General features: G+C 72.5%; 24 protein-coding genes. 16 read left to right on the forward strand and 8 right to left on the reverse strand.

Features of this window, described 5'->3' with window-relative positions:
• Positions 1-71: 71 nt before the first annotated feature.
• On the reverse strand, positions 72-647 hold the full coding sequence (locus F1615_RS20225) for a helix-turn-helix domain-containing protein (protein WP_149550426.1): 576 nt from the start codon (positions 645-647) through the stop codon (positions 72-74).
• A gap of 77 nt (positions 648-724) precedes the next feature.
• Between F1615_RS20225 and F1615_RS20230 the strand changes: the two genes are divergently transcribed.
• From F1615_RS20230 to F1615_RS20255, 6 genes are all read left to right on the forward strand, one after another.
• Complete coding sequence (locus F1615_RS20230) at positions 725-1,669, forward strand: NAD(P)/FAD-dependent oxidoreductase (RefSeq protein WP_149550427.1); 945 nt, start codon at positions 725-727, stop codon at positions 1,667-1,669.
• 51 nt (positions 1,670-1,720) lie between these two features.
• Positions 1,721-3,259: an ATP-dependent DNA ligase gene (locus tag F1615_RS20235; protein WP_149550428.1), complete on the forward strand. Its 1,539-nt coding sequence runs from the start codon at positions 1,721-1,723 to the stop codon at positions 3,257-3,259.
• Positions 3,256-3,720, forward strand: coding sequence for an NUDIX domain-containing protein (locus F1615_RS20240; RefSeq protein ID WP_149550429.1), 465 nt, complete (start codon positions 3,256-3,258; stop codon positions 3,718-3,720). Before F1615_RS20235 ends, F1615_RS20240 begins: the two co-directional genes overlap by 4 nt.
• A 78-nt stretch (positions 3,721-3,798) precedes the next feature.
• Positions 3,799-5,184 carry an NADP-dependent succinic semialdehyde dehydrogenase gene (locus F1615_RS20245; RefSeq protein WP_149550430.1) on the forward strand — a complete coding sequence of 462 codons (1,386 nt, stop codon included), beginning with the start codon at positions 3,799-3,801 and terminating at the stop codon, positions 5,182-5,184.
• A gap of 25 nt (positions 5,185-5,209) precedes the next feature.
• On the forward strand, positions 5,210-5,446 hold the full coding sequence (locus F1615_RS20250; RefSeq protein ID WP_149550431.1) for a DUF6213 family protein: 237 nt from the start codon (positions 5,210-5,212) through the stop codon (positions 5,444-5,446).
• Positions 5,447-5,605: 159 nt separating this feature from the next.
• Positions 5,606-6,469 carry an RICIN domain-containing protein gene (locus tag F1615_RS20255; protein WP_149550432.1) on the forward strand — a complete coding sequence of 288 codons (864 nt, stop codon included), beginning with the start codon at positions 5,606-5,608 and terminating at the stop codon, positions 6,467-6,469.
• Here the strand turns inward: F1615_RS20255 and F1615_RS20260 are convergent.
• On the reverse strand, positions 6,456-7,136 hold the full coding sequence (locus F1615_RS20260; RefSeq protein ID WP_149550572.1) for a transcriptional regulator: 681 nt from the start codon (positions 7,134-7,136) through the stop codon (positions 6,456-6,458). The two genes, F1615_RS20255 and F1615_RS20260, sit on opposite strands and share 14 nt — an antisense overlap.
• Positions 7,137-7,238: 102 nt before the next feature.
• Positions 7,239-8,465 (reverse strand): acyl-CoA dehydrogenase family protein, encoded by a 1,227-nt coding sequence (locus F1615_RS20265; RefSeq protein WP_149550433.1) that lies wholly within the window; start codon positions 8,463-8,465, stop codon positions 7,239-7,241.
• Positions 8,466-8,637: 172 nt separating this feature from the next.
• On the opposite strand from F1615_RS20265, the gene F1615_RS20270 reads away from it, so the two are divergent.
• Complete coding sequence (locus F1615_RS20270; protein WP_149550434.1) at positions 8,638-9,279, forward strand: TetR family transcriptional regulator; 642 nt, start codon at positions 8,638-8,640, stop codon at positions 9,277-9,279.
• Between the two features lie 28 nt (positions 9,280-9,307).
• On the opposite strand, the gene def is transcribed toward F1615_RS20270, so the two are convergent.
• Positions 9,308-9,853, reverse strand: coding sequence for a peptide deformylase (gene def / locus F1615_RS20275; protein ID WP_149550435.1), 546 nt, complete (start codon positions 9,851-9,853; stop codon positions 9,308-9,310).
• Positions 9,854-9,999: 146 nt separating this feature from the next.
• On the opposite strand from def, the gene F1615_RS20280 reads away from it, so the two are divergent.
• The 6 genes from F1615_RS20280 to F1615_RS20305 all read left to right on the forward strand — a co-directional run bounded on the left by F1615_RS20280 (position 10,000) and on the right by F1615_RS20305 (position 16,584).
• Complete coding sequence (locus F1615_RS20280) at positions 10,000-11,238, forward strand: Mur ligase family protein (RefSeq protein ID WP_149550436.1); 1,239 nt, start codon at positions 10,000-10,002, stop codon at positions 11,236-11,238.
• 24 nt (positions 11,239-11,262) lie between these two features.
• Entirely contained in the window at positions 11,263-11,991 is a 729-nt protein-coding gene (locus F1615_RS20285; protein WP_149550437.1) for a type 1 glutamine amidotransferase, read from the forward strand.
• 189 nt (positions 11,992-12,180) lie between these two features.
• On the forward strand, positions 12,181-13,206 hold the full coding sequence (locus F1615_RS20290) for a 6-phosphofructokinase (protein WP_149550438.1): 1,026 nt from the start codon (positions 12,181-12,183) through the stop codon (positions 13,204-13,206).
• 192 nt (positions 13,207-13,398) lie between these two features.
• Positions 13,399-14,349, forward strand: coding sequence for a cytochrome c oxidase assembly protein (locus tag F1615_RS20295; protein WP_149550439.1), 951 nt, complete (start codon positions 13,399-13,401; stop codon positions 14,347-14,349).
• Between the two features lie 239 nt (positions 14,350-14,588).
• Positions 14,589-16,394, forward strand: coding sequence for a serine/threonine-protein kinase (locus F1615_RS20300; RefSeq protein WP_149550440.1), 1,806 nt, complete (start codon positions 14,589-14,591; stop codon positions 16,392-16,394).
• Positions 16,395-16,407: 13 nt separating this feature from the next.
• Complete coding sequence (locus tag F1615_RS20305; protein ID WP_037934856.1) at positions 16,408-16,584, forward strand: membrane protein; 177 nt, start codon at positions 16,408-16,410, stop codon at positions 16,582-16,584.
• A 22-nt stretch (positions 16,585-16,606) separates the two neighbouring features.
• On the opposite strand, the gene F1615_RS20310 is transcribed toward F1615_RS20305, so the two are convergent.
• Genes F1615_RS20310 through F1615_RS20325 form a run of 4 tightly spaced genes read right to left on the reverse strand, consistent with a single transcriptional unit; the run spans position 16,607 to position 20,684 of the window.
• The gene (locus tag F1615_RS20310) at positions 16,607-17,812 is read right to left on the reverse strand and encodes a sensor histidine kinase (RefSeq protein ID WP_149550441.1); all 1,206 of its coding nucleotides are present in this window, start codon (positions 17,810-17,812) and stop codon (positions 16,607-16,609) included.
• Positions 17,809-19,521 carry a cation acetate symporter gene (locus F1615_RS20315; protein ID WP_149550442.1) on the reverse strand — a complete coding sequence of 571 codons (1,713 nt, stop codon included), beginning with the start codon at positions 19,519-19,521 and terminating at the stop codon, positions 17,809-17,811. The genes F1615_RS20310 and F1615_RS20315 overlap by 4 nt, the downstream gene beginning before the upstream one ends.
• Before the next feature lie 20 nt (positions 19,522-19,541).
• Positions 19,542-19,898: a hypothetical protein gene (locus F1615_RS20320; protein WP_149550443.1), complete on the reverse strand. Its 357-nt coding sequence runs from the start codon at positions 19,896-19,898 to the stop codon at positions 19,542-19,544.
• Between the two features lie 15 nt (positions 19,899-19,913).
• Positions 19,914-20,684 carry a LytR/AlgR family response regulator transcription factor gene (locus F1615_RS20325; protein ID WP_149550444.1) on the reverse strand — a complete coding sequence of 257 codons (771 nt, stop codon included), beginning with the start codon at positions 20,682-20,684 and terminating at the stop codon, positions 19,914-19,916.
• A gap of 122 nt (positions 20,685-20,806) precedes the next feature.
• On the opposite strand from F1615_RS20325, the gene F1615_RS20330 reads away from it, so the two are divergent.
• The 3 genes from F1615_RS20330 (at position 20,807) to rocD (ending at position 23,470) form a co-directional block, all read left to right on the forward strand.
• Positions 20,807-21,310: an Lrp/AsnC family transcriptional regulator gene (locus F1615_RS20330; RefSeq protein WP_037934878.1), complete on the forward strand. Its 504-nt coding sequence runs from the start codon at positions 20,807-20,809 to the stop codon at positions 21,308-21,310.
• A gap of 124 nt (positions 21,311-21,434) precedes the next feature.
• Complete coding sequence (gene ddaH / locus F1615_RS20335) at positions 21,435-22,247, forward strand: dimethylargininase (protein ID WP_149550445.1); 813 nt, start codon at positions 21,435-21,437, stop codon at positions 22,245-22,247.
• Entirely contained in the window at positions 22,244-23,470 is a 1,227-nt protein-coding gene (gene rocD, locus F1615_RS20340; RefSeq protein ID WP_149550446.1) for an ornithine--oxo-acid transaminase, read from the forward strand. The genes ddaH and rocD overlap by 4 nt, the downstream gene beginning before the upstream one ends.
• The last annotated feature ends 86 nt before the right edge of the window (positions 23,471-23,556 follow it).

A 23,556-nucleotide genomic window follows, 5' to 3' on the forward strand; every position in this document is an offset into this window, starting at 1 on the left:
CGTCGTGTTCGCCTGACCGGGTCCACCGCATACTAAGCGGTCGCTTGCCCATCAGGGAACAGTCTCGCCCGTCACCCCCGCCGGGGCCGCGCCCGTACGTGCATCCGCTCCCCCTGGGGACCGAACAGACTGAGGAACTCCACGGGCCCCTCGCCCGTGGATCCGAACCAGTGCGGCACACGCGTGTCGAACTCGGCGGCCTCCCCCGCCGCCAGCACCACGTCGTGCTCGCCGAGCACCAGCCGCAGCCTGCCGGACAGCACGTACAGCCACTCGTAGCCCTCGTGGGTGCGCGGCTCGGGCTCGGGACTCCGCTTCGGTTCGAGCACCTTGTACGCCTGCAGTCCGCCGGGCTGCCGGGTGAGCGGCCAGTGGGTGCGTCCGTGGCGCCGGATCGGCTCGGACGCGCGGATCCGCGGATCGCCGACCGGCGGGGCCCCGACCAGTTCGTCCAGCGGCACCTGATGGGCCTGCGCGATCGGCAGCAGCAGCTCGAGGCTGGGCTTGCGCAGCCCCGATTCCAGCCGCGAGAGGGTGCTCACGGATATGCCGGTCGCCTCCGACAGCGCCGCGAGCGTCACCTCCCGCTCCTTCCTGATCCGGCGCAGCCGGGGGCCCACATCCGCGAGAACGTCGTCGGTCGTCATGCCGCTATTGCAGGATCGGCAAAGTTGTTTGTCAATGCGGCACTCGCTGGGCGACCGTCGTCGTGGAGGTGGTCACGATGAACGAGACGGACCGCAACGAGATCCACGACGTGGTCGTCGTCGGCGGCGGGGCGGCGGGGCTGTCCGCCGCGCTGGTGCTGGGCCGGGCCCGGCTGCGCACGCTGGTCGTCGACGCGGGAGAGCCGCGCAACGCTCCCTCGTCGCACATGCAGGGCTATCTGTCCCGGGACGGGATGGCGCCGGCCGCGTTCCTGGCACGGGGACGGGAGGAGATCGCACGCTACGGCGTCGGGCTCGTCCGGGACCGGGTCACGGACGTCACCGGGGGCGAGGACTTCACCGTGGTACTCGACGCGGGAGGGACCGTGCGGGCCCGGCGGCTGGTCGTCGCCACCGGGCTGAGGGACGAGCTGCCGGAGGTCCCCGGGGTCGCCGAGCGGTTCGGGCGGGACGTGCTGCACTGCCCGTTCTGCCACGGCTGGGAGGTGCGCGACGAGCCCTTCGGTGTGCTGGCGTCCAGCGCGATGAGCGTGCACCAGGCGCTGATGGTGTCCCAGTGGTCGAAGAACGTCACCTTCTTCCTGCACCGGGTCGCCGAGGAGGAACTGTCCGACCAGGACCTGCGCCGGCTGGCCGCCGCGGGCGTCGACGTGGTGCCCGGCGAGGTCGCGGAGCTGGTGGCCGAGGACGACCGGCTCACCGGGGTGCGGCTGGCCGACGGCAGCACGCACGCGCGCTCGGTGCTCTTCGTCGCCCCCCGCCCGGTGCCGCAGACGGGTCTGCTGGAGCGGCTGGGCGCCGAGCTGGACGAGACCCCGTTCGGCGCCTACCCGGTGGTCGACCCGACCGGTCTGACCACGGTGCCCGGCGTCTGGGCGGCGGGCAACGCGATCGGCTTCGCCGAGCAGGTGGTGCACGCGGCGAGCGGCGGCTACCGCGCGGCGTCCGCGATCGTCGGGGACCTGCTGATGAGCCGCCTGGACGCCGCCGTGAACGGATAGGCGGCGCACGGCCGGGGTGTGGAGCGGCCGCGTCCGTAGCACCATGGCTGCATGCTGCTGTCCCGGCTGGCCCGTGTGTCCCAGGAGGTCGCCGCCACCTCGGCGCGGTCCCGGAAGATCGCTCTGCTCGCCGGGCTGTTCCGGGAGGCGGAGGCGGACGACGTGCCGATCGTCATCCCGTATCTGGCGGGCCGGCTGCCGCAGGGCCGGATCGGCGTGGGCTGGAAGGTGCTGAGCCGTCCGGTCGCCCCCGCCGCCGAGGCGTCCCTGACCGTGCGCCAGGTCGACGCGCTGCTCACCACCCTGGGCAAGGTGTCAGGCCCGGGCTCCCAGGCCGAACGGGCCCGTCTGGTCGGCGAGTTGCTGGGGGCGTCCACCGAGGACGAGCAGCGGTTCCTGTTCGGGCTGCTCACCGGCGAGGTGCGGCAGGGCGCCCTGGACGCGGTCGCGGTGGAAGGGCTGGCGGAGGCGACGGGGGCGCCGTCGGCCGATGTCCGGCGGGCGGTGATGCTGGCCGGCTCCCTCCAGTCGGTGGCCGGGGCTCTGCTTTCGGACGGCCCCGGGGCGCTGGAGCGGTTCCGGCTCACCGTCGGCCGTCCGGTGCTGCCGATGCTGGCGCACAGCGCCTCCTCGGTCGCGGAGGCGGTGGAGAAGCTGGGGGCCTGCGCGGTCGAGGAGAAGCTCGACGGCATCCGCGTCCAGGTCCACCGCGACGGCGACACGGTGCGCGTGCACACCCGGACCCTCGACGACATCACCGGGCGGCTGCCGGAAGTGACGTCCGCGGCCCGGGAGTTGCCGGGTGAGCGGTTCATCCTGGACGGGGAGGTCATCTCGTTCGACGACGACGGCCGCCCCCGCTCGTTCCAGGAGACCGCCGGACGGGTCGGCTCCCGGGTGGACGTGGCGGCGGCCGCCCGGGAGGTCCCGGTCTCCCCCGTGTTCTTCGACGTGCTCTCCGTCGGCGGGCGCGACCTGCTGGACCTTCCGTTCTCCGGGCGGCACGCGGAGCTGGCCCGGCTCGTCCCGGAGCCGATGCGGGTGCGGCGCGCCGTGGTGTCCGGGCCCGGGGACCTGGGCGCGGCGGAGGAGTTCCTCGCCGAGACGCTGAAACGCGGTCACGAGGGCGTCGTGGTCAAGGGTCTGGACGCCTCCTACAGCGCGGGCCGCCGTGGTGCCTCGTGGCTGAAGGTCAAGCCCGTGCACACGCTCGACCTGGTGGTACTGGCCGCCGAGTGGGGTCACGGCCGCCGCACCGGGAAGCTGTCCAATCTGCACCTCGGCGCGCGCACCGCGGACGGCGGTTTCGCCATGCTCGGCAAGACCTTCAAGGGCATGACCGACGCGATGCTGGCGTGGCAGACCGAGCGGCTGCGGGAGCTGGCGGTCGAGGAGAGCGGGTACGTCGTGACGGTGCGCCCCGAACTCGTGGTGGAGATCGCCTACGACGGGCTGCAGCGCTCGACCCGCTACCCGGCCGGTGTCACCCTCCGCTTCGCCCGCGTGATCCGCTACCGCGAGGACAAGCGCCCCGAGGAGGCGGACTCGGTGGAGAGCCTGCTCGCCGCGCACCCCGAGGTGCGGCCGTGAAGGGCTCCCGGAGCGCCGGACTGCTGTTGTTCCGACACACCGGCCCGGGTCTCGAGGTATTGCTCGGACATATGGGCGGGCCGTTCTTCCGGCGGCGGGAGACCGGGGCGTGGACGGTGCCGAAGGGCGAGTACGACCCCGGGGAGCAGGCCTGGGAGGCGGCGCGGCGCGAGTTCCGGGAGGAGCTGGGGCTGCCGCCTCCGGACGGGGAGGCCGTACCGCTCGGGGAGGTCCGGCAGGCCGGCGGGAAGACCGTGACGGCCTGGGCGGTCGAGGCCGACCTCGACCCGGCGACGGTGGTCCCCGGCACGTTCGAGATGGAGTGGCCGCCGAAGTCGGGACGGATCCAGGAGTTCCCGGAGCTGGACCGGGTCGCGTGGTTCACCCTGGACCGGGCCCGGGAAGTGATCGTCTCCGCGCAGTCCGCGTTTCTCGACCGCTTGGCGGAGCACTCGTCCTGAGGAGCCCTCCCGCGTTGCGCCGCCCACCGCGGCGCGGGAAGGTCGGAAGGCACAGCCCGTCCCCAGGGAGGTCAAGCGATGCACATCGCCACGGTGAATCCGGCGACCGGCGAGACCGTCAAGACGTACCACCCCATGGACGAGGAGGAGCTCGAGCGCCGGCTGCAGCTCGCAGAGGCCACGTTCCGCACGTACCGGACGACGAGCTTCGACGAGCGCGCCCGCCTGCTCCACCGGGCCGCCGAGATCCTCGACGAGGACCAGCGGACCATCGGCCAGGTGATCACCACGGAGATGGGCAAGCCGGTCAGGCAGGCCCGCGCGGAGGCCGCGAAGTGCGCCAAGGCGATGCACTGGTACGCCGATCACGCGGCGGAGCTGCTCGCCGACGAGGAACCCGACGCCTCCGACGTCAAGGACTCCGGCGCCTCCCGGGTTCTCGTGCGCTACCGGCCCCTGGGTCCGGTGCTCGCCGTGATGCCGTGGAACTTCCCGCTGTGGCAGGTGGTGCGGTTCGCCGCGCCCGCGCTGATGGCGGGCAACGTGGGGCTGCTCAAGCACGCCTCGAACGTGCCGCAGACCGCCCTGTACCTGGAGGACCTGTTCCACCGCGCGGGCTTCACCGAGGGCTGCTTCCAGACGCTGCTCATCGGCTCCGCCGCGGTCGACGACCTGCTGCGCGACGAGCGGGTCAGGGCGGCCACCCTCACCGGGAGCGAGCCCGCGGGCCGCGCGGTCGCCTCCACCGCCGGAGAGATGATCAAGAAGACGGTGCTGGAACTGGGCGGCAGCGACCCGTACGTCGTCATGCCGTCCGCCGACCTGGACCGGGCCGCCGAGGTCGCGGTGACCGCGCGGACGCAGAACACGGGGCAGTCCTGCATCGCCGCGAAGCGGTTCATCGTGCACACGGACGTCTACGACGCCTTCGCCGAGCGGTTCACGGCCGGCATGAAGGCGCTGAAGGTCGGTGACCCGATGGACGAGGAGACGGACGTCGGTCCGCTCTCCAGTGAACAGGGCCTGAGCGACCTGGAGGAGCTGGTCGACGACGCCGTTCGGGCCGGTGCCACCGTGCTGTGCGGCGGTGAGCGCCCCGAGGGGCCCGGCTGGTTCTACCCGCCGACCGTGCTGGCCGGGATCGGCCGGGAGATGCGCATCCACCGGGAGGAGGCCTTCGGCCCGGTCGCCACGCTGTACCGCGCGGCGGACCTGGACGAGGCGGTTCTCATCGCCAACGACACCTCCTTCGGGCTCAGTTCCAACGTCTGGACGCGGGACGAGGCCGAGGTCGACCGGTTCGTGAGGGACCTGGAGGCGGGCAGTGTGTATGTGAACGGGATGACGGCGTCCCACCCGGCGTTCCCCTTCGGCGGGGTCAAGCGGTCCGGTTACGGGCGTGAGCTGTCCGGGCACGGAATCCGCGAGTTCTGCAACATCACCACGGTTTGGCAGGGTGCGTGATGTCCGCGCGGCTACGATCCCGACTGTGAACCGCGAAGTGACTCTTCCTCTGATCGTCGACGACCGCGGGACCTTGCAGGTTGCCGCCGCCGATGTCAGCAAGCTGCTGCGCACGGTCGGTGGGCGGTGGGTCCGGCTCGTCGAGGCCGGGGAGGACGGGCTCGACGAGGACACGGTCGCCGCGCTGACGATCGAGCTGGCGAAGCTGGCCGACCGGATCGACGTGGCGTGCATCGCCCACAGCAGCGGGAGCGCGCCGTAGGCCCCGCCTTTCGGCGGGCCGCCTGCACACCCACCCGGCCGGCACGGGGGGATGTGACGTAATCCTTACGCCGGCACCGGAAAGGCTGACGGGGGGACGTCCGGTGGTGTGAACTCCTGAGCGACCGAGTGATCGTCGTGCGAGGAGCAGTCACACGTCATGAGACGGAATCGTTCCGCGTCCGCCGCGGCCACGGGCCTTGCCGCCGCCTGTTTCGGCCTCGGCCTTCCCGCCACCGCGTGGGCCGCCACACCCGACGTCCCCGAGGCGTTGCGGATCTCCACCAGTGCCTACGCGGGCTTCCAGCAGTGCGGCGCCGCGACCCCGCCGACGTTCAGCACCACCAACGGTTCCGCGCCGTTGTTCGCCGCCTCGGTCAAGGGCCTCGATCCCCAGCCCGGGCTGGACGGGAGGATGGAGCTCGCACGCCTCGGCGAGCAGCCGTTCCGCACCTTCCAGACGGACACCGGGGCCGGCCACGTGTGGGCCCTGCAAATTCCCACCAGCACGTTCAGCCCGGGTGACTACCAGTGGCGGATCCGCGCCGAGGGCGCCGACGGCCCGTCCGACTGGTCCGCCTGGTGCACGTTCACCGTGACCGGCCCGGAGCCCACGCCCACGGAGTTCACCTACAGCCCTGACGGCGGCGAGCACTGCCTGGACGTGAGCGGCGCCGGCAAGGAGGACGCCGCGAGGGTGCAGCTGTGGGACTGCAACGGCTCCCTGGGCCAGACCTGGAGGACCACACCCGAGGGCACCCTGGTGAACCCGAACTCGGGCAAGTGCCTGGACGTGGCCGGCGGGGGAACCGCCGACGGCACCAAGGTGCAGATCTACACGTGCAACGGCACCGGCGCCCAGCAGTGGCGCTACAACCAGACCGTCCCGACCGGCTTCGTCAACCCCCGGTCCGGCAAGTGCCTGGACGTGCCCTACGCGAACTTCGCCAACGGGGTCCAGGTCCAGATCCACGAGTGCAACGGCACCGGCGCGCAGGTCTGGAAGGAGCTCACTCCCGCCTGACCGGGGAGGCCGAAGACCGCAGGGCCTCCCAGAACATGGCCTCGTAGCTCTGCAGGAGACGTCCGTGACGGCGTGCGCGGTGCTCGTCCAGGCTGCCCGCGGCCATGGCCGCCCGGACCGCCGCCAGGGCCGTGCGGTCGAGGCCGGGGGCCGGTTCGGCGAAGAAGTCGAAGAAGGCGCAGGCCTCGTCGGAGAAGCCGTAGTGGGCGCGCAGGGCCTCGGCGATCGTGGCGCAGTAGCCGCCCCAGGCGGAGAAGTTGGCCGTCAGGGCGAGGACGGCGTCGGCCGGAGCGGCGTTGAGGGCCAGCCAGGCGACACAGGCCGGGTAGGCCTGACAGCCCGGCAGGGCCTCGTACGCGTCCGCCCGGGCCGCGTCGACGCCGCAGGCGGCCGCGAACGGTTCGAGGTACTCCCCGGCGAGCGCCTCGCCCTCCGCGAGAGCGGTGAAGAACGCGGCGGAGTCCGGTTCGGCCGCGGACCTGTCCGCCAGGTGCAGGAACGCGCGGCGGTCCGCGGGAATCACCAGGCGCTGCTCCAGGGCGAGCGCGGCCAGCACGCCCCGGTCCGCCTCGCCGCGGGCGATCAGCGGCACGAGGGGGTTGGCGCGGGGGTCCGGTGCCAGGTCGCGGGTGGTGGTCTCCATCAGGTCGCGGGCCGTACGGGTCATCGCGTCCTCCGTCGTGTCGGTCACCCACGATCGTTCCCCCGCGACGGGGCGGGGGTAACCCGGCGGTGCCGCCCGCACCGCCGGGTGGTCCGCGCGGCCGGGTCAGCGGATGGGCATGCCCGACAGGGTGCGGGCGATCACCAGGCGCTGGATCTCGCTCGTCCCCTCGAAGATCGTGTAGATGGCTGCGTCCCGGTGCATCCGCTCGACCGGGTACTCGCGCGTGTAGCCGTTGCCGCCGAGGATCTGGATCGCCTGGGCGGTGACCTTCTTGGCCGTCTCGCTGGCGAACAGCTTGGACATCGAGCCCTCGGCGGCCGTGAACGGCTTGCCGTTGACCGCCATCCAGGAGGCGCGCCACACCAGGAGGCGGGCGGCGTCGATCTGGGTGCGCATGTCGGCGAGCTGGAAGGCGACGCCCTGGTTGTCGATGATCGGGCGGCCGAACTGCTCGCGCGTGGTGGCGTACTCCAGGGCGACCTCGTACGCCGCGCGGGCGGTGCCCACCGCCATGGCGCCGACGGCGGGGCGGGACGCCTCGAAGGTCGCCATGGCGGCGTTCTTCACGCGCTCGCCGCCCTTCTTCGCCTTCTCACGGGCGCGGGCGAGACGCTGGTCCAGCTTCTCCTTGCCGCCGAGCAGGCAGGAGCCGGGGACGCGCACGTTGTCCAGGATGACCTCGGCGGTGTGCGAGGCGCGGATGCCGTGCTTCTTGAACTTCTGCCCCTGGGAGCAGCCGGGGGTGCCAGGCGGGATGATGAAGGAGGCGTGGCCCTTGGAGCCGAGGTCCGGGTCGACGACCGCGACGACGACGTGGACGTTGGCGATGCCGCCGTTCGTGGCCCAGGTCTTGGTGCCGTTGATGACCCACTCGTCCTTGGCCTCGTCGTACACCGCGCGGGTGCGCATGGAGGCCACGTCGGAGCCGGCGTCGGGCTCGGAGGAGCAGAAGGCGGCGACCTTGACGTCATTGGCGTCGCCGTACATCTGGGGGATCCAGGTGCCGATCTGCTCCTCGGTGCCGTTGGCGAGGACGCCGACGGCGGCGAGGCCGGTGCCGACGATCGACAGGGCGATGCCCGCGTCGCCCCAGAACAGCTCCTCCATGGCCATGGGAATGCCGAGGCCGGTTGCGTCGAAGTACTGCTGGGCGTAGAAGTCCAGGGAGTAGATGCCGACCTTGGCGGCCTCCTGGATGACCGGCCAGGGAGTCTCCTCACGCTCGTCCCATTCGGCGGCCGCGGGGCGGATCACATCGGCGGCGAAGCCGTGCAGCCAGTCGCGGACCTCCTTCTGTTCGTCGTTGAGCTCCATGGTGAACTCGGCCATGACCCCTCCAGCGGCGGCGCACGTGCATGTTACTTGCGGTAACCCCGAGTCTGTTACCGGTCGGTAGGAAAAGTCAACTCCTCAGGCCGGTCCATATCCCGTTCGATGGCCGTGAGGCCTTCAGTGTTAGTTTGCGCAGGCGTCACCGAATCAGCACGGGTGGGGAGAGCTCATGGACACCACACAGCGGACCGATCAGCAGCGCGCCGCCGACCGGCGTCGGCGCGAGCTCCTGGAGGCCGCCGACCGAGTGGTGCTGCGCGACGGCCCGGGGGCCTCGATGAACGCGATCGCCGCCGAGGCCGGCATCACCAAACCGATTCTCTACCGGCACTTCGGTGACAAGGGAGGACTCTACGCCGCTCTGGCCAAGCGGCACACCGACGCGCTGCTGGACTCGCTGCGGGCGGCGCTCGACGCCCCGGCGGACCGGCGCGAGCGGGTGGAGGCCACGCTGGACACCTACCTGTCGGCGATCGAGGCGCGCCCGCAGGTGTACCGGTTCCTGATGCACCCGGCGGAGGGCTCGCAGAGCGACCAGGGCTTCGACGTCGGCAAGCACTCGGCGCCGCTGCTGCGGCGGATGGGCGAGGAGCTGGCCCAGGTGATCGGGGAGCGGCTGGACCTCGGGCCGGGCAGCCAGCAGCTGGCCCGGGTGTGGGGGCACGGCATCGTCGGGATGATGCACGCGGCCGGCGACTGGTGGCTCGGCGAGCGGCCCTGCTCCCGGGCGGAGTTGGTGCGCAGCCTGGCGGACCTGCTGTGGGGGCGTCTCGCGGCGGCGGGCGACAAGGTCGGCGGCCCGGGGTTCTGAGCCGCCGGCCCGCCGCCTCCCCGGTCCCTCAGTCCGGCCGGTTCCAGGAAGCCCGGCTCACCTGCCGCATCAGCCGCCGGTGCCGCCACCCCGTCAGGCGGTCGGCGTAGATCCGGCCCTCCAGGTGGTCGCACTCGTGCTGCAGGCACCGGGCGAAGAATCCGGTGCCGTGGACGGTGACCGGGTCGCCGGTCGCCGTGAAGCCCTCGACGACCGCGTGGTCGTAGCGCTCCGTCCCCGCCTCCAGGCCGGGCAGCGACAGACAGCCCTCCGGGCCGCGCAGCACCAGCCCGTCCGCCTCGGCCAGCCGCGGGTTCACCACGTGACCCCGGTGCCGGACGTCCTCGTCGTCCGGGCAGTCGTACACGAACACCCGCAGGGGCTCGCCGATCTGGTTGGCGGCCAGGCCCACGCCCTGGGCCGCGTACATCGTCGCGAACAAGTCCTCCACCAGGCGGGCCAGTTCCGGGCCGAAGCCGGTGACCTCCCGGCAGGGCCCGTGCAGCACCGGGTCGCCGAGCAGGGTGAGGGGCCGTACGCGTCCGTGGACGCCGGGGATGGAGCCGTGTCGCATGGCGGCAAGAGTACGGTCCTTGCAGCAACGCCCGTCTCACGATGGTGCCGCGGTTCTGGAGTGCGAATGGATCTCGATAGGCTGAGGTCTCACCACGTGGCCGTCAGGCACAGACGCGGCGCGTACGCAAGGAGGATCGAGAACTGATGGCAGGCAACTCGGACCCGCTCACGCCGCGGGCCAAGCTGGCCGTGACCGCGGGCAAGGCGGTCGCGGCGGCATCCCGCGCCGCCGGGCGCGGCAGCGGTTCGGTGATCGGCGGCCGGGTGGCGCTCAAGCTCGACCCCGATCTCCTGGCCCGGCTCGCGCAGAACCTGGACTGCGTCCTGGTCTCGGCGACCAACGGCAAGACCACCACCACCCGGCTCATCGCCGAGGCGCTGCGCGCCGCCGGGCCGGTCGTGTCCAACGCGCTCGGCGCCAACATGCCGGCCGGCATCACCTCGGCGCTGGCGGGCGGCTCGGACGCGAAGTTCGGCGTCATCGAGGTCGACGAGAAGTACCTCGCGGGCGTCGCACGGGACACCGACCCGAAGTGCATCGCCCTGCTGAACCTCTCCCGCGACCAGCTCGACCGCGCCGCCGAGACGCGGATGCTCGCGGAGAACTGGCGCGAGGGCCTGGCCGGCTCCAAGGCCGTCATCGTCGCGAACGCCGACGACCCGCTGGTGGTGTGGGCCGCGTCCTCCTCCCCCAACGTGATCTGGGTGGCCGCGGGACAGATGTGGAAGGACGACGCCTGGTCCTGCCCGTCCTGCGGCGGTGTGATGCAGCGCCCCGGCGACGACTGGTTCTGCGGCGAGTGCGGCTTCCGCCGGCCCACCCCGAGCTGGGCGCTCTCCGGCGACCACGTGCTCGACCCGCACGGCTCCGCCTGGCCGATCCACCTGCAGCTGCCGGGCCGCGCCAACAAGGCCAACGCCGCGTCCTCCGCGGCCGTGGCGGCCGTCTTCGGGGTGCCGCCCCAGGTCGCCCTGGAGCGCATGTACCAGGTGCAGGCCGTGGCGGGCCGCTACGACGTGGTCCAGTTCGAGGGCCGGGACCTGCGCCTGCTGCTCGCCAAGAACCCCGCGGGCTGGCTCGAGACGTTCTCGCTGATCGACCCGCCGCCGACCCCGGTGATCCTCTCGGTGAACGCGCGCGGTGCCGACGGCACCGACACCTCCTGGCTGTGGGACGTCGACTACACGCGGCTGACCGGCCACCCGATCTGCGTCGTCGGCGACCGGAAGCTGGACCTCGCGGTGCGGCTGGAGGTCGCGAACCAGCAGTTCCAGGTGTGCGAGAACCTCGACCAGGCGGTCCAGCTGTGCCCGCCGGGCCGGATCGAGGTCATCGCCAACTACACCGCGTTCCAGGACCTGCGCCGCCGCGTCGGCAACTGACCACCACACCTCAGGGGACTTGAAGTGAGCGACAACCAGCTGCGGGTCGTCTGGATCTACCCGGACCTGCTCAGCACGTACGGCGACCAGGGCAACGCTCTCGTCGTCGAGCGCCGGGCGCGGCAGCGCGGCCTGGACGTGGCGCGGCTCGACGTGCGCAGCGACCAGCCGATCCCGACCTCCGGCGACATCTATCTGATCGGCGGCGGCGAGGACCGTCCGCAGCGGCTGGCCGCCGAGCGGCTGCGCCGGGACGGCGGTCTGCACCGCGCGGTCGAGAACGGCGCGATCGTGTTCTCGGTGTGCGCCGGCTACCAGATCCTCGGCCACGAGTTCATCAACGACCTCGGCCAGCGCGAGCCCGGCCTCGGACTGCTCGACGTGGTCTCGGTCCGCGGTGAGGGCGCCCGCTGCGTGGGCGACGTCCTGGCGGACATCCACCCGCAGCTGGGGCTGCCCCCGCTGACCGGGTTCGAGAACCACCAGGGCGTCACCCACCTGGGCCCCACGGCCCGCCCGCTCGCCCAGGTCCGCTTCGGCAACGGCAACGGCACCGGGGACGGCACGGAGGGCGCGTTCAACGAGACCGTCTTCGGCACGTACATGCACGGTCCCGTGCTGGCCCGCAACCCGCAGATCGCGGACCTGCTGCTGAAGCTGGCGCTCGACGTCAACGCGCTGCCGCCGACCGACGACCACTGGTACGAGGCGCTGCGGAACGAGCGCATCGCGGCGGCGCAGCAGCCCGCCTGAACCGGCCGCGGACCCGGGCGCGGACGGGTCCTGCCGGCCCGTCTGACGGCTGCTCCGCACAGGTGAGCGGGGTCGTCCAGCAGGCGGACGCGAGGTGCGGCCCCGCCCCCCGATGCCGCTAGGGTGGCGGGGATCGAGCCGGACAGCGCGGTCCGGTCCCGGCCCTCATCGAGAAGGTTGTTTCGGGCTATGCGCATTGGTGTCCTCACGTCCGGCGGCGACTGCCCCGGCCTGAACGCCGTCATCCGGTCCGTCGTGCACCGCGCCGTCGTCGACCACGGCGACGAGGTCATCGGCTTCCGGGACGGGTGGAAGGGCCTCCTGGAGTGCGACTACCTCAAGCTCGACCTCGACGCGGTGAGCGGCATCCTCGCCCGCGGCGGCACCGTCCTCGGCTCCTCCCGGGTGCGCCCCGAGCACCTGCGGGACGGTGTGGAGCGGGCCAGGGGGCACGTCCGGGACCTGGGCCTCGACGCGATCATCCCGATCGGCGGTGAGGGCACGCTCAAGGCGGCCCGGCTGCTCTCCGACAACGGCCTGCCGATAGTCGGTGTGCCGAAGACCATCGACAACGACATCGCGGTCACCGACGTCACCTTCGGGTTCGACACCGCCGTAGGGGTGGCGACCGAGGCCCTGGACCGGCTCAAGACCACCGCCGAGTCCCATCAGCGCGTGCTGATCGTGGAGGTCATGGGCCGGCACACGGGCTGGATCGCGCTGCACTCCGGCATGGCGGCCGGCGCGCACGCCATCGTCGTGCCCGAGCGGCCCTTCGACATCGACGAGCTGACCGCGAAGGTCGGCGAGCGGTTCTCGGCCGGGAAGCGGTTCGCGATCGTGGTCGCCGCGGAGGGGGCCAAGCCGAAGGCCGGCACCATGGACTTCGACGAGGGCGGCAAGGACGTGTACGGCCACGAGCGGTTCGCCGGGATCGCCCGGCAGCTCTCCATCGAGCTGGAGTCGCGTCTCGGGAAGGAGGCGCGGCCGGTGATCCTGGGGCACGTGCAGCGCGGCGGGACGCCGACGGCGTACGACCGGGTGCTGGCGACGCGGTTCGGGTGGCACGCGGTGGAGGCGGTGCACCGGGGTGAGTTCGGGCGGATGACCGCGCTGCGGGGTACCGACATCGTGATGGTCTCCCTCGCGGATGCGGTCGAGACGTTGAAGACGGTGCCGGAGTCCCGGTACGCGGAGGCGGAGTGCGTGCTGTGATCCCGCGGCGCCGCCGGTAAGAGGCCGGATCGCCGCGGTTCGTGGCGGGCTCCGGGCCGTCCGTGGCCGACCGCACGGTTCCCCGCGCCCCTTTCGGGGTGCCTGCCGCCCCCGGTGACAGAGGTCGCCGGGGGCGGTTCTACTCTGGTGCGGACAGATGGCGCACAACCTGCACGAAACTGGAGCCGGCGGATGGATCACAGCGGGCACGGTATGACCATGGATCTGCCGCCGTTCACGCTGGGGCGGGGCCTTGCCTGGTCGGCGGATCCCTTCTTCCTCATCGCGTGCCTGCTGGGGCTGGCGCTGTACGGCTGGGGCGTGGTCCGGCTGGTGCGGCGCGGTGACAAGTGGCCGGTGGGGCGGACCGTCGCGTTCGCCGCCGGTGTGCTGAGCATCGGGCTCATGATGTGCACCAAGCTGAACGACTACGGCATGGTCATGTTCAGCGTGCACATGGTGCAGCACATGGTGATCAGCATGGTGTCGCCGATCCTGATCCTCCTCGGTGCCCCGATCACCCTGGCCCTGCGGGCGCTGCCGCCGGCCGGGCGCGGTCGCAAGGGCCCGCGTGAACTGCTGCTGATGCTGCTGCACAGCCGCTACATGCGGATCATCACCCACCCGGTGTTCACCATTCCGATGTTCATCGCGAGCCTGTACGGCCTGTACTTCACCCCGCTGTTCGACTTCCTGATGGGTTCCCGGGTCGGGCACATCGCGATGATGGTGCACTTCCTCGCCGTCGGCCTGGTGTTCTTCTGGCCGATCATGGGCGTGGACCCGGGCCCGCACCGGCCGGGCTATCTGATGCGAATGCTGGAACTGTTCGCGGGCATGCCGTTCCACGCGTTCTTCGGCATCGCCCTGATGATGGCGTCGACGCCGATGGTCACGACGTTCGAGAATCCGCCCGCCTCACTCGCCGTCGACGCGCTGTCCGACCAGAACGCGGCCGGCGGAATCGCCTGGGCGTTCAGCGAGGTTCCCTCCGTCCTGGTGCTGATCGCGCTGCTGTTCCAGTGGTACGCCTCGGACCAGCGGCAGGCGAAGCGCGAGGACCGCGCCGCCGACCGGGACGGCGACAAGGAACTCGAGGCGTACAACGCCTATCTGGCCTCACTGCACGCACACCGGAACTGAATTCACTGATTCCCCCGTCCCCTTGAACGGGCGAATTCCTCCAGTAGCATGATGCGCCAGGGGGAACCGCCGAGGGGGAGCGGTAATGGGACGTCACACGTTCACGCACGGGGCAGGAATAGCAACACCATTACGCAAAGGGAATGCCTGTTCCCTTTGCTCCGCCGCTGTGGAACGCATTCACGATCGCGTGTGGAATCGCGTTGCGGCCCGGCGATCGTTCTCGTGGGAGTGACCGGATGCCCTCGGGATCACCGACGTCGGGAGTGGGCCGGGTGATCGCCGGCCGATATCTGCTGCTGCGCCGGCTGGGCGGCGGTGGCATGGGACATGTCTGGCTCGCCCATGACCAGCGGCTGGCCTGCGAGGTCGCGCTGAAGGAGATCGTGTTCGGCGATCCGGCCGAGCCCGGACAGGAGCGGGAGGCCCGGGTCGCCCGGGCACACGCGGAGGCCCGGCACGCGGCCGGTCTGCGCGGTCACCCCCATGTGGTGACCGTGCACGACGTGCTGGAGCACGAAGGGCTGCCGTGGATCGTCATGGAGTACCTCGCGGGCGCCGTCGACCTGCGCGATCGGCTCGCCCGGAGCGGTCCGCTCGCCCCTGCCGAGTGCGCCCGGATCGGGCTGGCCGTGCTGGACGCGCTCACGGCCGGGCACGAGCGGGGCGTCCTGCACCGGGACGTGAAACCGGCGAACATCCTGCTCGCGCCGGACCGCACCGGGGCACCGCACGGGCGCGTCCTGCTCACCGACTACGGCATCTCCGTGCAGCCGGACACCGGGGAGACGCGGTACACCATGGCGTCCGCGCTGGTCGGCACCGTCGGTTATCTGGCGCCGGAGCGCGCCACCGGCGGCCCGCCCACCCCCGCGGCCGACCTGTTCTCGCTCGGCTGCACGCTGTACCACGCGGTGGAGGGCCGCGCACCCTTCGCGCGGGACTCCCCGCTGGCGTCGGTCACCGCCGTGGTCACGGAGGATCCGCGGGCGCCGGTGCGGGCGGGCGCCCTGGAGCCGGTGCTGCGCGGCCTGCTCGCCAAGGACCCGGAGCGGCGGACGACCGCGCGGGAAGTGGAGGCCGAACTGGCGCGGATCGTGACGCCCCGGTCGGAGACGTACCCGCGGACGCGGACGGACCTCGGATCCCGGGCCCCGTGGGACGTCCCCGCGCCTCCGGCGCCCGAGGCGGCCGCACCTGGGCCCTCCGGCGCCGGTCACCACCGCCGCCCCCGCGCCTTGCGCGCGGTGCTCGCCGGCGGTCTGGGCACGGTGCTCGCCCTGGGCGGGGCCTGGTACGCGCTGGCCGGCCGGGAGGCCGCGGGCGGCGGGAGTGCGGCGCCGTACGGCGGGACGGTGGGGCTGGTGGAGCCGTTACGGAAGGGCGACTGCGTGGTGGCCGGCTGGCCCGGCGGCACCCGGTTCACCGGCACGCCCCGGCTGGCCGTCGACCCGACCTGCGCGGACGAGGCTCCCGACGGGCAGGTGGTGGCGTTCGTGCCGGCCGCCTCGCACGAGGAGGCACGGGAGCGGGGCCCGGCCCTGTGCGAGGAGCGGACGCGGGAGCTGCGCGACCGGCTGGCCGACGTCCGGGGGCTGGCCGTCGTACCGGCGCCGGACGGGTTCGGGGCGGCCGGGCGGCGTACCGCGTGTCTGGTGCTGGGAGCGCACGGGCCGGTGTACGGACCGCTCGGGGACCGGCGCCGCCCGGGAACGGCGTTCGCCGACACGGCGACGATGCAGCGCCGGGACTGTCTGGAGGTGCGGTCCCGCCGGGAGGCACGGCTGGTGTCGTGCGAGGGACCGTACGACGAGCTGGTGCTCGGCTTCACCCGGCTGGGCGAGGACGTCACGCTCGCCGGGGCGCGCGCCGAGGCGGACACCGCGTGTGCCCGCGAGGTGCCGCCGCGCGACTACGGCTTCGACCCGTCGGACCACGAAGCCGGGGCGTGGACGAGTGAGGGGCCCTGGAAATCGGGCACACATCTGGTCGTCTGCACCGTACGGAGGCAGAACGGGGGCACCATGGAGGGAGCCGAACCATGAGGAGGGTGTTGCGATGCCCGGTACCACGAACGGTTCCACCTCGACGAAGACCATGGGAGTGCTCACCGTCGGCGCCCTGGTCGCCGTGACGGCGTACACGGTGGCGCTCGGGAGCAACGGCTGGCTGTGGTTCGGCTGGGTCGTCCTCGGCCTGATCACGCTCGGGATGGTGGCCACCCGCAGCACCTGAGGAGCGCTGGGGGCGGCGGGCCTCACCTCGGGGTGAGCCGCCCCGTCAGGTGGACGCCCGGCTGGTACTTCGGCAGCCGGACGGTGATCTTCATGCCGGCGCCCACGGCCGTCTCGATGACGAGGCCGTGGTCGTCGCCGTAGGTCTGGCGGAGCCGGTCGTCGACGTTGGACAGCCCGATGCCGCCGGTGGGGCTGGCCTCGCGGGCAAGGATGCGGCGCAGCAGGCCCGGGTCCATCCCGGCGCCGTCGTCCTCGATGACGACGAGGGCCTCGGCACCGGCGTCCTGCGCGGTGATCTGGATGTGGCACTTGTCGGCCTTGCCCTCCAGGCCGTGCTTGACGGCGTTCTCCACCAGCGGCTGGAGGCAGAGGAAGGGCAGCGCGACCGGCAGCACCTCCGGGGCGATCTGCAGGGTGACGGAGAGGCGGTCGCCGAAGCGTGCCCGGACCAGTGCCAGGTAGTGGTCGATGGCGTGGAGTTCGTCGGCGAGGGTGGTGAAGTCGCCGTGCCGGCGGAACGAGTAGCGGGTGAAGTCGGCGAACTCCAGCAGCAGTTCGCGGGCACGCTCGGGGTCGGTGCGCACGAACGAGGCGATCACGGCCAGCGAGTTGAAGATGAAGTGGGGCGAGATCTGCGCCCGCAGGGCCCTGATCTCGGCCTCGATGAGGCGGGTGCGGGACTGGTCGAGGTCGGCCAGTTCGAGCTGGACGGACACCCATCGGGCGACCTCGCCGGCGGCCCGCACCAGGACGGCGGACTCGCGGGGCGCACAGGCGACGAGCGCTCCGTGCACCCGGTCGTCGACGGTGAGCGGGGCGACCACGGCCCAGCGCACGGTGCAGTCGGGGGTGTCGCAGGTGAGCGGGAAGGCCTCGCCGCGGCCGGTGTCGAGAGGGCCGGTCAGGCGTTCCATGATCTCGGTGCGGTGGTGGGCGCCGGCACCGTCCCAGACGAGGACCTGTTCGCGGTCGGTGAGGCACAGGGCGTCCGTGCCCAGCAGGGAGCGCAGTTTGCGGGCGGACTTCCCGGCGGTCTCCTCGGTCAGGCCCGCGCGGAGCGGGGGTGTGGCCAGCGAGGCGGTGTGCAGGGTCTCGAAGGTGGCGTGCTCGACGGGGGTGCCGAGTCCGGCGAGGCTGGCGGGCCGTGCGGTGCGCCGGCCGATCCAGAATCCGGCCGCCAGCAGCGGCAGTACGGCGACCAGCAGACCGGCGAGGAAGCCGCTCATGCGGACACCTCCGTACGCAGTTCCTCGGGCAGGTGGAAGCGGGCCAGCACCGCCGCCGTCCCGGGCGGCACCCGGCCGGGCGTGGCCAGGGACACCAGGATCATGGTGAGGAAGCCCAGCGGCACCGACCACAGCGCGGGCCAGGCGAGGAGGGCGTGCCAGGGCCCCGCGCCCGGGTAGCCGGCCATGGTCGCGGCGACGGCGAGGAACGCGGAGCCGCCGCCTACCAGCATCCCGGCGGCCGCGCCCGGCGGGGTGAGCCGGCGCCACCAGATGCCGAGGACGAGCAGCGGGCAGAACGAGGACGCCGACACGGCGAAGGCGAGCCCCACGGCGTCGGCCACCGGCAGTCCGCCGACCAGGGCGCTCGCGCCGAGCGGGACGGCCATCGCGAGCACGGTGCCGAGCCGGAAGTGCCGCACGCCCCGGGAGGGGAGCACGTCCTGGGTGAGCACTCCCGCGACGGCCATGGTGAGTCCGGAGGCCGTCGACAGGAACGCCGCGAAGGCGCCGCCGGCGACGAGCGCGCCGAGGAGGTCGCCGCCCGTTCCGCCGATCATCCGGCCGGGCAGCAGCAGGACGGCGGCGTCCGCGTCACCGGTGAGGGTCAGGTCGGGGGCGTACAGCCGGCCGAGGGCGCCGTAGACCGGCGGGAGCAGGTAGAAGGCGCCGATCAGGCCGAGGACGGCGACGGTGGTGCGGCGGGCGGCCACGCCGTGCGGGCTGGTGTAGAAGCGGACGACGACGTGCGGCAGGCCCATGGTGCCGAAGAAGGTGGCGAGGATCAGGCCGTACGTGGCGTACAGCGGGCGTTCCTCGCGCGACTCGGCGCGGGAGGGCGACAGGGCGTCGTCGGCGCCGCGTCCGGCGTCGGGGACGGCGGCGCCCTCGGCGAAGGTGAGGCGGGTACCGCCGTCGATGCGGTGGGTGCCGGCGGGCAGGCTGACGTCGGTGCCGTCGTGCGCGAGGCCGTCGACGGTGCCGTCCACCGTCACGGTGAGGGGCTCGGCGAGCCGGAGGTCGACGGTGTCGTCGACGCGGACCACCCGCTGTTCGCGGAAGGCCGCCGGTTCGTCGAAGGCGTGGCTGGGCGCGCCGTCGCTCTGCCAGGCGAGGACGAGGAAGAGGGCCGGGACGAGCAGGGCGGTCAGTTTCAGCCAGTACTGGAAGGCCTGGACGAAGGTGATGCTGCGCATGCCGCCCGCGGCGACGATGACGGTCACCACGACGGCGACGATGACCGCACCGAGCCAGTCGGGCGCGCCGGTGAGCACCGTCAGGGTGAGCCCGGCGCCCTGGAGCTGGGGCAGCAGATACAGCCAGCCGACGCCGACGACGAGGCCGCCCGCGAGCCGCCGCACGGCGTGCGAGGCGAGCCGGGCCTCGGCGAAGTCGGGCAGGGTGTAGGCGCCGGAGCGGCGCAGGGGGGCGGCGACGAACAGCAGCAGGACCAGATAGCCCGCGGTGTAGCCGACCGGGTACCACAACATGTCCGGCCCCTGGACCAGGACGAGCCCGGCGATGCCCAGGAAGGAGGCGGCGGAGAGGTACTCGCCGCTGATGGCGGCGGCGTTGAGGCGGGGGCCGACGGTGCGGGACGCGACGTAGAAGTCGGAGGTGGTGCGGGATATGCGCAGGCCGAAGGCGCCGACGAGGACGGTCGCGAGGGCGACGAGCACGACGGCGGTGACGGCGTAGGCGGAGTTCACGGTGGTGCCGGTCCCCGGTCTCAGCGGTCCTCGACGAGCCGCACGAAGTCGCGTTCGTTGCGTTCGGCGCGGCGTACGTACCAGCGGGCGAGCAGGACCAGGGGCGGGTAGAGGCCGAAGCCGAGCACCGCCCACTCCAGGCGGGCGTCGGGGGCGGCGGCGAAGACCAGCGGGAGCGGACCGATGAGCAGCGCGAGCACGGCGAAGACGGTGAGGCCGGCGCGGAGCTGGATGCGCATCAGGGAACGCACGTAGGTGTGGCCGAGGGTGGTCTGCTCGTCGATCTCGGTGCGCGGGCGGTAGTGGCCGGAGGCGCGGCCGGTGCGGCGGGGCGGGCCGGTGACGACCACGCGGCGTTCGGTCGGGTCCTGGGGCATGCGTGCTCCCCCTGTCTAGCTCGTGGTCCGGCGCATCAGCAGGTCCCGCAGCTCACGGGCGTGCCGCCGGCTGACCTGGAGTTCCTCGGCGCCGATCAGGACGCTCACGGTGCCCGCGTCGAGCCGGAGCTCGCCGATGTGGCGCAGGGCGACCAGATGGCGGCGGTGGATGCGGACGAAGCCGCGGGAGCGCCAGCGTTCCTCCAGCGTGGACAGCGGGATCCGCACGAGGTGGCTGCCCCGGTCCGTGTGCAGGCGGGCGTAGTCGCCCTGGGCCTCGACGTGGGTGATGTCGTCGACGGCGACGAAGCGGGTGACGCCGCCGAGCTCGACGGCTATGTGGTCGGGATCGGGTTCGTGCACGGGGATGCGCGGGGCGGTGTCGCGCGGGGCCGTGCCGCGCTGGGCGGCGGCACGGCGGACGGCCTCGGCCAGGCGTTCCTTGCGGACCGGTTTGAGAACGTAGTCGACGGCCTTGAGGTCGAAGGCCTGGACGGCGAAGTCCTCGTGGGCGGTGACGAACACGATGAGCGGCGGCCGGGCGAACCCGCTGAGCAGCCGGGCGAGGTCGAGGCCGTCGAGTCCGGGCATCTGGATGTCGAGGAAGACCACGTCGATGGCCTCGGGCCCGTCGGGTCCCGATTCCAGGGCGCGGTTGATGCGGCGCAGCGCCTCGGTGGCGTCCCCCGCGCCCTCGGCGCTGCCGATGCGCGGGTCCGCGTTCAGCAGGTACAGCAGTTCCTCCAGGGAGGGACGTTCGTCGTCGACGGCGAGGGCGCGCAGCATGAAGGTGGAGTGTAGGGGTGATTTCCGCGTCTGGACACGTGCCGGACGCGGGCGTACCCGCCGGTGCGCCGCCCGGCCGCCGGGGCCGGGGACGAGCGGACGCCGCTGGATACAGTGCCCGCATGAACAGCAGGCCCACGGCGTTCGACGAGCTCGACCGGAAGATCGTCACCGCCCTGATGGCGAACGCCAGGACGTCCTTCGCGGAGATCGGCGCGGCCATCGGGCTGTCGTCGACGGCGGTCAAGCGCCGGGTGGACCGGCTGCGCGAGACCGGGGTGATCACCGGGTTCACGGCGACGGTGCGGCCGTCGGCGCTGGGCTGGCGCACGGAGGCGTACGTCGAGGTGTACTGCGAGGGGGCGGCGCCGCCCCGGCGGCTGGCGGAGGTGGTGCGCAACCATCCGGAGATCGCCGCCGCGATGACGGTGACCGGTGGCGCGGACGCGCTGCTGCACGTGCGGGCGCGGGACGTGGAGCACTTCGAGGAGGTGCTGGAGCGGATCCGCCAGGAGCCGTTCATCCGCAAGACGATCAGCGTGATGGTGCTGTCCCATCTGCTGCCGGACAGTCCTGAGGCGGGAGTGACCCAGCCCGCGCCGGACGGCGCATCAGACGTGCGTTGAGCGGCGTGAACACGCAGTGATCCTGCGTGAACGCGCAGCTCTCGTTCCTTGTCGTCCGTCCGGGTCGGTTCCTACCGTGGAGGCACCCCCTGTCGGCACCGCGTGGAAGCGGAGGAACCCCTCTGTGCCCGGATCCCGTGTGGCGCGCCGTCGGCGATACCTCGTCTGCGAACCCAGACACTTCGCCGTCCGGTACGCGATCAACCCCTGGATGCACCCCGACCGTCCCGTCGACGTCTCCCTCGCCCAGCGCCAGTGGCGGACGCTGGTCGCCACCTACCGCGACCACGGCCATACCGTGGAGACCGTGAACCCGGAGCCCGGACTGCCCGACATGGTGTTCGCCGCGAACGCGGCGGTCGTCGTGGAGGGCCGTGTCTTCGGCTCCCTCTTCTGCGCGCCCGAGCGGCGCCCGGAGTCCGTGCCGTACGAGGCGTGGTTCAAGTCCGAGGGCTTCGACGTCCAGCATCCCGAGTCGGTGTGCGAGGGCGAGGGCGACCTGGTGCCCGCCGGGCGCTGGATCCTCGCGGGCACCGGGTTCCGCACCACCCGGGAGGCGCACCGCGAGGTGCAGGAGTTCTTCGGCATACCGGTGATCGGCCTGACGCTGGTGGACCCGTACTTCTACCACCTGGACACGGCGCTGTTCGTCCTGGACGACGAGAACGTCGCGTACTACCCCGACGCGTTCTCGCCGGGCAGCCGCGAGGTGCTCGAACGGCTGTATCCGGACGCGGTGACCGCGACCCGTGAGGACGCGATGGCGTTCGGCCTGAACTCCGTCTCCGACGGACGCCACGTCTTCATCGCGCCGGAGGCGACGGCCCTCGCCGGCCGGCTCGCCGACCGCGGTTATGTTCCCGTCCCCGTCGACCTGTCCGAGTTCCACAAGGCGGGCGGGGGCATCAAGTGCTGCACTCAGGAGATCCGCTCATGACCTCTGTCGTCCCCGCGCGTACGTCCGCCGAGCTGATCGGCGCGGAGGAGCCGGTCCTCGCGCACAACTACCATCCGCTGCCCGTGGTCGTCTCCCGCGCGGAGGGCACCTGGGTGGAGGACGTGGAGGGCCGGCGGTACCTCGACATGCTGGCCGGCTACTCGGCGCTCAACTTCGGCCACCGGCATCCCGCGCTGATCGAGGCGGCGCACCGCCAGCTCGACCGGCTCACCCTGACCTCGCGCGCGTTCCACAACGACCGGCTCGCGGAGTTCGCGGAGCGGCTGGCCGCCCTGACCGGGCTGGACATGGTGCTGCCGATGAACACCGGCGCGGAGGCGGTGGAGAGTGGGGTGAAGGTGGCCCGCAAGTGGGCCTACGACGTCAAGGGCGTCCCGGCCGACCGGGCGACGATCGTGGTGGCCGCCGACAACTTCCACGGCCGCACGACGACGATCGTGAGCTTCTCGACGGACGAGGTGGCCCGCGCCGGGTTCGGCCCCTTCACCCCGGGCTTCCGCGTGGTGCCGTACAACGACCTCGCGGCGCTGGAGGCGGCGGTCGACGAGACGACGGCGGCGGTGCTGATCGAGCCGGTGCAGGGCGAGGCGGGTGTGATCGTCCCGGACGACGGCTACCTCGCCGGCGTGCGGGAACTGACCCGCCGCGAGGGGTGCCTGTTCGTCGCGGACGAGATCCAGTCGGGCCTCGGCCGCACGGGCCGCACGCTCGCCGTCGACCACGAGTCGGTCGTCCCGGACGTGGTCCTGCTCGGCAAGGCGCTGGGCGGCGGCATCGTCCCGGTGTCGGCGGTGGTGGCCCGGCGGGAGGTGCTCCAGGTGCTGCACCCCGGTGAGCACGGGTCGACCTTCGGCGGCAATCCGCTGGCCGCTGCGGTCGGCACGGCGGTGGTGGAGCTGCTGGAGACGGGTGAGTTCCAGCGCCGGGCCGCGGACCTGGGCGAGGTGCTGCGCGAGGGCCTGGAGTCGCTGGTCGGCAAGGGCGTCGTCGGCTTCCGTTCCCGCGGCCTGTGGGCGGGCGTGGACGTGGACCCGGCGATCGGGACCGGCCGCGAGATCAGCGAGCGCCTCATGCGCGAGGGCGTCCTGGTCAAGGACACCCACGGCTCCACCATCCGGCTGGCCCCGCCCCTGACCATCACGGCGGAGGAACTCCAGGGCGCCCTGCGCACCCTGGAGAAGGTGCTCACCGCGCACGCCTGAGACACCCGGTGCCGTGCCCGGCCGGTCGGCCCGCCGGCCGTGCACGGCACCGTCCTGCCCCGCCCGGCAAGCCCCCGCCCCCGTCA

Origin of the sequence: Streptomyces marokkonensis, assembly GCF_008312835.1 — a bacterium.
GTDB lineage: Bacteria > Actinomycetota > Actinomycetes > Streptomycetales > Streptomycetaceae > Streptomyces > Streptomyces marokkonensis_A.